General features: G+C 37.7%; 10 protein-coding genes. 4 read left to right on the top strand and 6 right to left on the bottom strand.

What is annotated here, in order from left to right; translation table 11 throughout:
* Positions 1–205: 205 nt before the first annotated feature.
* The 4 genes from Q0954_RS30215 (at position 206) to Q0954_RS30200 (ending at position 2764) form a co-directional block, all read left to right on the top strand.
* A complete protein-coding gene (locus Q0954_RS30215) occupies positions 206–886 on the top strand; it encodes a metal-dependent hydrolase (RefSeq protein WP_299464407.1) in 681 nt (226 codons plus the stop codon).
* 280 nt (positions 887–1166) lie between these two features.
* Positions 1167–1922 carry a mechanosensitive ion channel family protein gene (locus tag Q0954_RS30210; RefSeq protein WP_299464404.1) on the top strand — a complete coding sequence of 252 codons (756 nt, stop codon included), beginning with the start codon at positions 1167–1169 and terminating at the stop codon, positions 1920–1922.
* 91 nt (positions 1923–2013) lie between these two features.
* The gene (locus Q0954_RS30205; protein ID WP_299464401.1) at positions 2014–2430 is read left to right on the top strand and encodes a hypothetical protein; all 417 of its coding nucleotides are present in this window, start codon (positions 2014–2016) and stop codon (positions 2428–2430) included.
* Positions 2431–2461: 31 nt separating this feature from the next.
* Complete coding sequence (locus Q0954_RS30200; protein WP_299464398.1) at positions 2462–2764, top strand: hypothetical protein; 303 nt, start codon at positions 2462–2464, stop codon at positions 2762–2764.
* Positions 2765–3021: 257 nt separating this feature from the next.
* Here Q0954_RS30200 and Q0954_RS30195 read toward each other — a convergent pair whose 3' ends face one another.
* From Q0954_RS30195 to Q0954_RS30170, 6 genes are all read right to left on the bottom strand, one after another.
* Positions 3022–3663, bottom strand: a complete 642-nt coding sequence (locus tag Q0954_RS30195) for a response regulator transcription factor (RefSeq protein WP_299464395.1) — start codon at positions 3661–3663, stop codon at positions 3022–3024.
* 6 nt (positions 3664–3669) lie between these two features.
* The gene (locus Q0954_RS30190) at positions 3670–8910 is read right to left on the bottom strand and encodes a PAS domain S-box protein (protein WP_299464392.1); all 5241 of its coding nucleotides are present in this window, start codon (positions 8908–8910) and stop codon (positions 3670–3672) included.
* A gap of 210 nt (positions 8911–9120) precedes the next feature.
* Positions 9121–9888, bottom strand: coding sequence for an MBL fold metallo-hydrolase (locus Q0954_RS30185; protein WP_299464389.1), 768 nt, complete (start codon positions 9886–9888; stop codon positions 9121–9123).
* Positions 9889–9915: 27 nt separating this feature from the next.
* Positions 9916–10215 carry a hypothetical protein gene (locus Q0954_RS30180; protein WP_299464386.1) on the bottom strand — a complete coding sequence of 100 codons (300 nt, stop codon included), beginning with the start codon at positions 10213–10215 and terminating at the stop codon, positions 9916–9918.
* A 100-nt stretch (positions 10216–10315) separates the two neighbouring features.
* Positions 10316–10696, bottom strand: a complete 381-nt coding sequence (locus Q0954_RS30175) for a response regulator (protein WP_299464383.1) — start codon at positions 10694–10696, stop codon at positions 10316–10318.
* Between the two features lie 353 nt (positions 10697–11049).
* Positions 11050–11703 carry a hypothetical protein gene (locus tag Q0954_RS30170; protein WP_299464380.1) on the bottom strand — a complete coding sequence of 218 codons (654 nt, stop codon included), beginning with the start codon at positions 11701–11703 and terminating at the stop codon, positions 11050–11052.
* Positions 11704–11949 lie beyond the last annotated feature (246 nt).

Here is an 11949-nt window from a genome sequence, read left to right as displayed (position 1 = left end):
CTAACGCTTCCCGCTAATGGGCGCGTAGTGGACTTGAACCACCAAGTGATATTGCATGCCAGGCACACAAGTAAAAACCATTGGATGATACCCAATGGTTTTTTTGTGAGTTTTTTAAACAATGATTGTCAGGAATAGCTTACATGTTTTTAACTTGTAAACAAAAGCGAAACTAATTTTTAATCATTCAATAAATCACCACATCATGAAATTTACTTTTTACGGGCATGCATGCTTTTCGGTAGAAATGAACGGAAAAACCGTTTTATTTGACCCTTTTATCACCGATAATGAACTAGCCAAAAATATTAAGGTAGCAGATATAAAGGCAGATTACATTTTACTCACCCACGGGCACGGCGATCATGTAGCCGACGCAGCTCAAATAGCTAAACAATCGGATGCTACTATTGTGTCAAATTATGAGATTGTGACTTGGTTTCAGAACCAAGGAATAGAGAAGGGGCACCCTATGAACCATGGGGGCAATTGGCAATTTGACTTTGGTAAGGTAAAATATGTAAACGCGGTGCACTCTAGTATGCTGCCTGACGGTTCGTATGGGGGCAATGCAGGTGGATTTGTGGTATATGGCAATGAACAAACTTTTTATAACGCAGGAGACACAGCACTTACGCTGGACATGCAGCTTATTCCTAAGTTTGCCCAACTGGATTTTGCAATACTGCCTATTGGCGATAACTTTACTATGGGTATAGACGACGCTGTAATAGCAGCTGACTTTATTGAATGTAACAAAATTGTGGGTATACATTACGACACGTTTGGTTATATAAAAATAGACCATAAAGCAGCTAAAGAAACTTTCAAAAAGGCAGGTAAAGAGCTTATTTTGCTTGATATAGGCGAAACCATAGATTTATAATGTCATTGATGGTTATCTAGCAACAATGACCTATGATCAATAGTTGATTTTTAAAATATTATACTGCTATAATTTCAGGTTCAGGATTTTTATAAGAAAAGCAGGTGAGGTGTGTATACACACCTCACCTGCTTTTTTTGTGAGTAATTTGCTTTTTTAGGCAAAATTTCTATGTTTTTATCATATGGAATATTTAAAACTTGGAGTTACTCAAAATATATTATTTGTAGTGCTAACTTTCTTAGCTGCTACCATTATTGCTAAAATTTTAAACAGGCTTTTGAACAAGTATTTTGAAAATGCGATGCACTTGCTCAAGGGTGATCCTACGAATTATAATTTTTTTAAAAATGCTGTAACATTTTCTGTATATATGGTTGCACTCATTGTCATCTTTAGGTCTATTCCTCAACTCAGAAATATAGGGAATACATTGGTGGCAAGTGCGGGTATATTAGCAGCCATTGTAGGTTTTGCGTCTCAGCAAGCTTTTTCCAATATCATTGGAGGTGTTTTTATTGTACTTTTTAAACCTTTTAGAGTAGGCGACTTTATCAAAGTAGGTAAAGAAAACCCTGGCACAGTCGAGGATATTACATTAAGGCACACCATTATCAATAGTTTGGAAAACCGACGCATTGTCATCCCTAACTCTATTATTAGCTCGGCTACAATTCTCAATTCAAGCATTACCGACGAAAGGGTGTGTAACTTTGTGGAAGTAGACATAGGGTACAATGCCAACATTAACGAGGCTATTCAAATTATGACTGAGCAGGCGCTCAAACATCCCAACTGTATAGACAACCGAACCGAAGAAGAAATAGCCGAAGGAGTGCCTCAAATATTGGTACGGGTCATCACGCTTAACAATTATTCGGTCACCCTAAGGGCTTATGTTTGGTCTGAAAACTCTGGTGATGGGTTTACGATGAAATGCGACTTATTGAAACAAATCAAGGAAGCGTTTAGCAAGCACAATATTGAAATACCCTACCCTTACCAAAATGTATTATTCAGGCAAAACGAGAACTAATGCACTAAGTACCAATGTCATAAACAATTTGTCGGGCTATGGGTTATAATTGTATTAAAGTACAATAAATATAATTGATATGATCCCGACAATGAACTTGATTTCCAAGAGAGTAAGTAAATACACTAAAGTAGAAACCATAGAAAGTTTACCACATATTTGTATTGTAACGGCTACTTCTAACTACATACCCATAGAAGAGTTTAAAGAAACTTTTGAGTATATAGGAAGCCTGGTGACCAAAGAAAAGGTTACCAAGTTAATTTTTGATAAACGTAACCTAAAAGTGTTCCACCAACCCTCTATGGAATGGTACTTTGTGAGCTGGAAAGAGGACATGTATTATCAAGGGCTCACTACTCATCGAAAAATTTTGCCTAGCGATACTATTTTTATGCAAAGTGTGAAAATTGGTCGTCAAAAGATAGAAAGCAGCTTTCCAGATGGTAAATACAAACAAATGGATATTCAATATGCCTCAACGCTTGACGAGGCAATCGATCATTAAACTATCTTGTTTGAACCAATGAAAAGACACTATGATAAAAAAACAAAAAATGACTTGTTTGCAACAAGAAAGTAAAGTAAAGCGAATCAAAACGCATTATGAAAATCAACTCCGCCGCTCTAAAATATGGACTCAGGCGGAGTTAATTGCACTCAAAAAAAAGTATGAATCTGAAATTCAGAAAATCACTCAAGAACTAGAATTACACGCCCAAGAATTACAAAGTAAGCTGGAATATCACCAAGAAATGAACGATGCCCAAAGGGTAATGCTTGAAGATGCCATTGACTACTGCAAACAACTGGAAGAAAAGCTAGAAAGCATTACTACTTAAGATCATCAAAACAAAAGTAATTACACTTACTTTCCTAAGTATTTACCCTTACAATCAAACCCAATACTTTACGCATTGAGATATTTTATTGAAGTTATTATATTTGTTATAATTGAATGATTCAATAAAACACCCATATTATTCAATTTCCAACAGAGATAAAATTTAGCACAAAGATATTTTGTTGTATTTGTACTTGCACTTACTTTCCTAAAATATACCTCGATTCTATTGGGGTATATTTTTTGCCCTTTAGTTTAAACTAAAGAATTTTCTATGGCAAACTTTACCAGCTCCACCGTGTTTTTCAAACCGAACTTTCTCAATATATTTGCTCGATGATTTTCTACAGTGCGGGTACTTATACATAACTTATCGCCTATTTCACGATTGCCCAAACCTGCCACTACCTGTTCCAGCACTTCTTTCTCCCGGAAAGTAAGTGTAGGTAACAAGGTTTTACCCGATGAGTTTTTTGTGTCAAGCAAACGGTTAATAAGGATTTGCGATACAGACTGGCAAAAATACTTTTGACCATTGTATATCTTTTTGATCCCCATAATGAGCTCACTTTCTTCGGTGTCTTTATGAAAATAACCATCTGCCCCTGCATCAAATGCTTTTAATACATAAAACTCTTTTTGATGCATGGTCAATATAATTACCTTCTGATCAGGGTACTTTTGTTTAATTTTTTCGGTCAAGGCCAGCCCATCCATCCCTGGCAAGTTTATGTCACACAATACAATATCAGGGCGTTCTCCTTTTGCCAAATTGTCCATAATCTGATCAGGTACTCCAAACTCTGCCAGCACTTTCATTTCTGCGTATTTTGCCAGCAGCTGCTTAAGTCCCTGCCGTACAATTGTATGATCTTCTACAATATAAAAAGTTATCATAGTTTTTTATTTTGCTTGTTCATTACCAAAATGCTCCAATGGTATCTCTACCATAATGCACGTTCCTTTATTTATTTCAGTATCTATCGAGAGTGTTCCCCCTACCAATCTTGCTCTTTCTTCCATGTTAATGAGCCCATTCCCACTTTTTGTTTTTACATCAACCAGTTTAAACCCTTTGCCATTATCTTCTACCAATAACTGTAGGTTGGTTTCATGCTCTATCAATTGAATATTTACTTCGGAAGCTTCTGCATATTTAAGTATATTATTCACTGCCTCTTGCGTAATTCTAAAAATACTAATTTCTATGTTATCATCAAATCTTTCAGATTCACAGAAAATGTCCAGGTTAATGGGTATGTTTACTGCCGACGCAAAGTCAACCCTTAGCTGCTTAAGTGCTTCTATCAAACCATAATCGGTCAGAATCTTAGGCATTAAGTTATGTGATATTTCTCTTACCTCCTGAATCACTTCTTTCAATAATTCTTTTGCTCGTTCGACTGTCACATCTACTTTATTAACCCCTTCTATAGGAACATCCAGGTTCCTATTATCTTTCAGCATAGTGTCTAAGTCATTGAGATGGTAGCTCAAAGCAGATAACATCTGCCCTACGCTATCGTGCAACTCACGCGATATACGGTGGCTCTCTTTTTCTTGTCCCTCCAGAATAGCACTGCGCTTGAGGGCTTCCTGCTCTAATTGATACTTAATTTGCTCTTGTAACAATTTTTTTTCCCGTTCCTCTGCCATTTTTCTCTCTGTAATGTCAAGCATAGAAAATACTACCATGTCCCGGTCTCCTTCCGGGCTTTCTACTGGAGCATAGTTTACCTCGAACCAGTGCCTGCTACCGTCTAAAAATACAATGTCTCTTTCTCTCGAACTCCACTTACCTTCAAGTGCCTCCGCAAACCTCACGTTAAATACTTCTTTGATATCTTCGGGCATAAACTCCACAAAATCACTCCCTACCTTGAGTTGTTCGCCAAAAGCTTGTCTGGTATACTCTACTGCAGCTGTATTATAAAGTAACAACTGGTGGTTTTTATCCAGAAGAAAAAAGGCTTGCACAGTATTGTTAAGCACACCACGGAGCCTTATCTCGCTTTTTCTAAGTTTAAGGGCAATGTGTCGTTGAGCAGTAATGTCTTTTTCGTTCAGTGCCACGCCAATGATTTGTTGGTAGTGGTCACGCACTGGGTAAAGTGAGGTTTCTACCCAACGTACCCCCGCAAAGTCAGGGTAATTCAACTGACGTTCAAACATAATCACTTTACCAGCCAGGCAAGCTTTCAGCTTATTACTATAAGCCTGCTTCATGTCAAGCGTGTCAAAATAATGACCGAATATTGAGTTACCTACTTTCAGCGGATTTTGCTCTAGCTGAGGATGAAACAAGTTTACCGCTTTGTTGAAAGATATTATCCTAAACTGGGTGTCTAATAATACAATTGCCTGGTCTGAACTATCAAATAAAGCTTTCAGATTACTTTCACTCCGTACCAATTGATCCAACGCTTCCTCTAATGTCTCTTTATTAGCGTTTAACTCCTCATTTGTAAGTTTTAATTCTTCCTCACGGGTAATGAGTTCATTGTTTTGTGCTGCAAGTTTGAGGTTTAGTTGCCTCAATTGTTTCTCTGTTTCTTTTCTTTTGGTAATATCTTTGGCGATGCCTACAATATGAAAAGTTGTATTGTTTACAACCACCGGAAAGGTTCGTACGTCTACCCAATGTACAGTTTTATCATCTCTCAATAGCCTGTATTCCTCACTAAAATTACCTGTTTTACGGAAGTGCTCTCCATAAAATACTTCCTGCACACGTGCTTTGTCATCAGGGTGCACCCTGTCTAAAAGCAAATCACTGTGGTTGTGTAAACTTTGAATGCTTTTTTGCCATATATCTTCATACGCCGGGCTTACGTATTCTATAGAACCATTCTTAAATACCCAGAATACATCTTTTATGTTTTCAGCAAGACTTCTAAATTTTTGCTCACTTACAGTGATTTCCTGTAGTAAGTCTTCCATTTGTCGTTGTTGTGTCCTTAGTTGTTCATTGGCAATTGAAATTTGTTCTTCGTTGCGCTTGCGCTGATGAATGTCTCGTGTAGTAATGGCTATGCCACTTTTGAGCTTAATGACTGTATGATGTATCCAGCTTAGCTTTAATTTGGCATCTTCCAGGTAAACCTCCTCATCCAGCGTTTTTCCAGTTAAAAAAACTTGTTTATACTTTTCAAAAAAGCCCTGTTCACGATTGAGAGGTAATATATCACATAATTTTTCACCAAAAATCTCTTCTCTTGGCAGGTTGATCACATCGCACCCGACCTTGTTCATGTCTACAAAAGTAAAATCAGTTACCTCGCCTTGCTCATCGTAATAGGCATCTAATATATAAAAAGCGTCCAGATTACTATCTATTGCTGAACGAAACCGCTCTTCACTTACTCTGATATTTTCTTCTGCTCGTTTTTTCTCGGTAATGTCTGCCCAAATATCAAAAAACACCCCATGCTCAGCAAGTTCTATGTATTTTATTTTAGCCAATATAATCCTTATCTCGCCATTCTTATGAACCATCCTGATCTCCTTTTCCAGCGATTCATTCTTTTTTACTAATTTGGCTACCTCGTCTATTTGTGCACGATCAGGATAATCTACCAGGTATTGCTGCAGCGGCATTTGCCTAAACTCTTCTCTGGAATACCCCAAAATCTCCACTACCTTATCATTAAATTCGGTGGGTTTCCAATCACTCTCATCAAACAACAAGATACCCTCAGGCGAATATTCAAATAAAGCCCGATACTTGGCTTCTTTGATTGCCAGATTTTCTTTTGCCTTGAGTTCACTGGTAATATCACGGGCAGAGGCGTACAGTAGTTTTTCGCTGGGTATAGCAATGGCGTTCCATTCAAGCCAGATGTATTGTCCATTTTTACGCTTATAGCGATTAATAAACCCTATAGAGCTCCCTCCATTCGTAAGTTTGGCAGCTTCGCTCACAGACACCGCTCTGTCATCTTCATGAATAAATTCAACAAAAGGCTGGCTTTTCATTTCTTCCAGTGTATAACCCAAGGTGTGCTCCCAGGCTTTATTCAACTTAGTAAAGTAGCCGTCAAAACTTATCATTGATAATAGGTCAAGGCTCGTTTCAAAAAATGCATTGAATTGGTTTTCGAGGTGTTTTTGCCGGGTAAGATCCAACCTTAAACTAAAGACCAGTTCCCGCCCCTCCATTTCTATCTTTTTGAGAGTCACCAACATACATCCGTCCTCCCCATTCTTTTTCACCATGTCTTGTTCAGAGGTAAACACCATCTGCATATCCAGCTTATTGATTACTTCCTCAATCTCAGCCTCATTTTTTTTGAGATAATCCAGCAAGCTTAAATCTTTAAACTCCTCTTTATTATAACCCAATATAGTGGCTGCTTGCTCGTTGTACTCTACTGCTTTTTTGGTATCAGGGTCAATAATTGCCACCCCTACTGGCGACTCTTCAAAGAAAGTACGGTACTTGATTTCGCTGGCCCTTATTTTTTCCTCTTGTTTTTTACGTTCAGTAATATCTTTCTGAATTGACACCCAATGTGTGTACCAACCCGTTTCGTTGGCTATGGGTACAATTGAAATATTTACCCAAAACTCCTCTCCGCTTTTTGTATAATTTATCAGCTCCACCTCTATTGGCTCCCAGTTTTCAAATGAACTCCTCATTTTATCCAAAACAGTCCGATCTGTTTTAGCACCTTGCAAAACCCTCGGTGTTTCTCCCTTTATTTCACCTATAGCATACTCGGTCATTTTCTCAAAAGCAGCGTTTACATACAAAATACGTGGACCAGGTTTGTCAATCGGCTCTGCTTCTGTCACCAAAATAGCATCATTCAAATTGCGAATAATTGCCTCTTGTAACTGGAGGTGTCTGTCTAGAGCTTTGTGTGAGCTAATATCCATCAACAAACCATTCCAGTATACCTTATCTGCGCCTGCCTCTTCTGGAAAAGCCTGGGCAAGCAACCATTTCTCTTCATTTGGCGAAACCATTACCGGAAACTCCATCACCCAGGGAGTTTTGTTCTTAAGGGCTTCTTTGATTGATGCGTTGAACTCATGCCTATAGTTTTGACTAATACTCCCCATCAGGTCTTGAAGGTCAATTGTTTTATTCACATTTTGCCTGAGTACTCCTTTTACACCTCCGCTCACAAACTCAAACCGGATAAAGTCCTCTTTATAAGAAATAAACTGATAAATAGACAGTTGTAACGCATTGGTAATCAACTGCATCTTATGCTCACTATCCTGTATTTTATCGTAGGCTTTTTTAAGTGATGTAACATTTACATGAGAAACTACCGCCCCTTTTATGTTTCCATTCAAGGCCCTTACGTTCATTAAGAACCACCTTTCTTCGTCTTTTCCATGGCAAGGGTACTGTAACTGAAAATGGGTTTGTTTGCCTAGTAACACAGCTCTTATTCCTTGTTGTGCCTTTGCTGCTTCCTGTTGGTCGTTCCTGCTTTTCAAGTCAGAGCTCCCCTCTACCCTGCATACATTCAGATAGTTGACATTTTCGGCTACCCTGGAAAAGTCACCCCCATTCTCCCTGGCAAAATCTTTCCAGGCTTGGTTAGTTTGTACTATTTCGCCTTCTTTGTCTAATACACAAATATTGGCATCCAATGAGTTAAACACCACCTCATTAAAGTGTTGAATCTCCTTAAGTTGCTGCTCATTTCTTTTTTGTTCAGTAATATCTTTATGTACACCAAAGAGCCCACAAAACCTGCCTTGATCATCATATATTGCCTCGTATACTCCTTTTATCACCAATGTTTTTTTGGCAAAAGTCAGCAAAAGATTTTGCTCCGACTCCCAACGTCCCTCATCTAAAAAAGCAGCCCATAGCTTTCGTCCTTTGCTTAGGTTAGCTTTATAGATGTCATCAAGGGTCATTCCCTCACATGCTTCTGCTGACATTTCATTTTGCTTGAGAATTCCCTGATTAAACCTCGTAATCCGTTGGTGAGCAAAAATATAATCAAGTGTGGTTTCTTTGTCGATGGTATTGTTCCAGTGCACAGGTTCATCGAGCATCATCAAAAAGATTCCATCTGTAGAGTACTGAAAAAATAAATCGAGGTGTTCTAGTTGTTGTAGGCGTGTTTCAAGCACTGCTACTTTTTGCGCGAGGACTTCATAGGTCGGTTTTTCTGACATTATAATTTGTGCTGAAAATTAAACAGGAAAGCCCCTTAAACTATGAAATGCATCTCCTATTCAAGTTGATGCTAAGAGGCTTATTTTCATTCAAAACCAGTTGTTGGGGCAATAGGGTTACTTATTAAGGTAATACGTAAATGCAGGAAAAATAACTCGCTGATTTGATAAAATAAAATTAAGAAAGCTTTCTCTTTTACTATCTAAGTACTAACACTCAATCTGTAGACCGTCATAGGCAAGATGCACGTTTTCAGGTAGTTCTGCATCTACATCTGCGTGTAACCCCATTTTATGGCTAATGTGGGTAAGGTAGGCTTGTTTGGGTTGCACTTTAGCAATCACTTCCAATGCCTGATCAATATTAAAATGCGAAATATGCTCTTCTTTGCGTAGGGCATCCAAAATAAGGTATTCTGTTCCCTTCATTTTTTCAATTTCACTGTCGGCAATGTAGTTCGTATCGGTTACATAGGTAAAATTTTGTACTCTAAATCCAAAAACAGGCAACTTATGGTGTAGCACTTCTATAGGAATAATTGTGGTACCATGAATATCAAAAGGTCTGTTCTCAATGGTGAACTCTTCTATATTCAACACACCTGGGTATTTTTTTTCTTTTGCTACAAAAATATAAGCAAATTCTTGCTTCAGTTGCTGCATCACTTCGGCACGGGCATATACAGGCACATCCTTTTCTTGTTTGAAGTTAAAAGAACGCAAGTCGTCCATACCAGCTGTGTGGTCTTTGTGTTGGTGGGTATACAATACAGCGTCGAGCGAAGTAATACGTTCACGCAACATCTGTTGCCTGAAATCGGGTCCTGTATCTACTACAATACTTTGATTGTCAACCTCTATATGAATAGCTGCCCTCAACCTCTGATCTCGGTAATCTAACGATTGGCACACCTCGCAATCACATGCTATTACAGGTACCCCCTGCGATGTACCACTTCCCAGAACTGTTACTTTCATTATTCTAAATATATGTTTATGAGTTAGTTACTCTTTACCAGCGGCAGAGTTATTACTTTTGGAGGGTAAGGACATCAAGCCCTCATATAGTTTTTGATCGGCTTCGTTCAAATTGCACTGATCAAAAGGAATTTGTCTTAAAATATCTATCAAACAATTAATTTTTCCTTCTTGAGTAAAATATTTGTTGATAACTACTACACTATTGTTTTTGAGAATGCAGTAACCCGATTTGAAATTTCCTTTCTCATAACGTACCGTGTAGCCAATGTGTTTGAACAAGTCTTCTAATGATTGCTGAAACTTATTATTGTACTTTACTTTCATAGAGATGATTCATGCCTTTTTACCAAAAAAAACTATTTGGTAAACCTTGAATAAAACCAAGCATACCAAATAGCATATATCTTTTGTCAAAAAAAAGCTTTTACACTTCGCTTCCGGTAAATTCTTTTACCTTTTGCACCAATAAATCAAAATCAATCGGCTTAGGCATAAAATCGTTGATACCAGCCGCCGAAAAATCTTCTGGTGAATAGTTTTTGGCGTTTCCGGTAATGGCAATAATGGGCGTTTTCGCCTTTTGTTCATCTTCCAATGCTCTGATTTGACGTGAACACTCCATACCATCCATTTTAGGCATGTTAATATCCATCAAAATCACGTCATAGTTTTCCTTGGTAACTTTTGCCATTACTTGCTTACCATCTTTGGCAGAGTCGATCTCATAACGCTGAAATGACAAGACTTTGGTCGCAATATTTTGAATTACAGAACTGTCTTCTGCGATCAATATTTTTTTTCCCATGTTGATTACAATATTTGGAATCAGAACTATTACTGAGTTAGGGAGCAACCAGTAAATAAAGTACCCATTTTTGGGTAGAGGCTTTGCTCTGAGGCGAGATGGCAACAGCCAGCGGCTGTTGAGCCAGCTTGTGGGACGGTTGCGATCATAGCCATAGCTATGTCAAAAAAATTAACAAAGCATCACCCAGCAAATGCGTATACTATTTGTTGATTGCTCCTTTAATCAAACAATCTTTGTGATTGAATATTACAAGATCATCTAAAAATTGGTAGTAAAGTTAGAAATAGTTCACCAAAACTTAAAAAAATAGTCCACTTATGTAGTGAAAGGCGTTGAAAATCAAGCATTCCTTAATCTTTGAATATGCCCCAGTCTGGAGGGTATATTTCGTGTATTTCAGGCATTTTTTTATGCTCGTCTATAAAAGCCTGTGCCTGGGTTTTGTTTGGAAAGTTTACAATAAATTTGGGACCCGTAGAGTAAAAATACTTTTTCCCTTTACCCGAATCCATTCCTGAGTAATAAGTACAGTTCCATTGTTGTAACAAATGATTGCAGTTATCTTCGGTTTGCTTAAGTTTAAAAACCACCACCAAAGCATTGTTTTTATTGTAGGTGTAGCTCTTTTGGTTGTGCTCATCCCATATTCTGAAAATTGCAGGTTTTATTTGAGTTTTTTTCAAAAACGCTGCTTGTTTTTTGGGGTCATAAAAGGTGAGTAAATACTTGTGCCCCACACCTGAAGTGATAACTTGGTTTTGATGGGAGTCGTCTTCCCTGTCACCCGATTGCCATTGGTAAGTACAGTTTAAGCTGTCTAATACCTGCTGTGCCTGGGTTTGACTTACTCCTTTATAAAACTCTACTACCATATAGTTTTTTTTAGGTATGGCATAAGAGTCTTGGGTAGCCTCTTTTTCCTGATGATTCAATGTCACACTTGTTTGATGTTTTGAGGTACAAGCAAACATTGTCAACACAAATAACCAACTGTATTTTTCCATCCACATAATGTTAGGTATGGTTATTTATACTTACAGAGCTTATTTAAGTTTTCGCGTTTAGCGTGATTTTCGATAAATTTTAAACAAACACTTAATAGAGATGATATAAAACTACTTTAGCACAACTGGTTTTTACTGATCTATCAATACAAAACTAAAGGTCTGATAATCTCTAAGGAATGGTACCAAAATAAATTTACATTCTTAACCTCATCTTTTGAGGCTATACTTTGTTAAAAAATAGCC

Origin of the sequence: uncultured Microscilla sp., assembly GCF_947493425.1 — a bacterium.
In the GTDB taxonomy this organism is placed as follows: Bacteria; Bacteroidota; Bacteroidia; order Cytophagales; family Microscillaceae; genus Microscilla.
The sequence above is the reverse complement of the archived record's forward strand: the minus strand, read 5'-3'. Positions and strand labels throughout refer to the sequence as shown.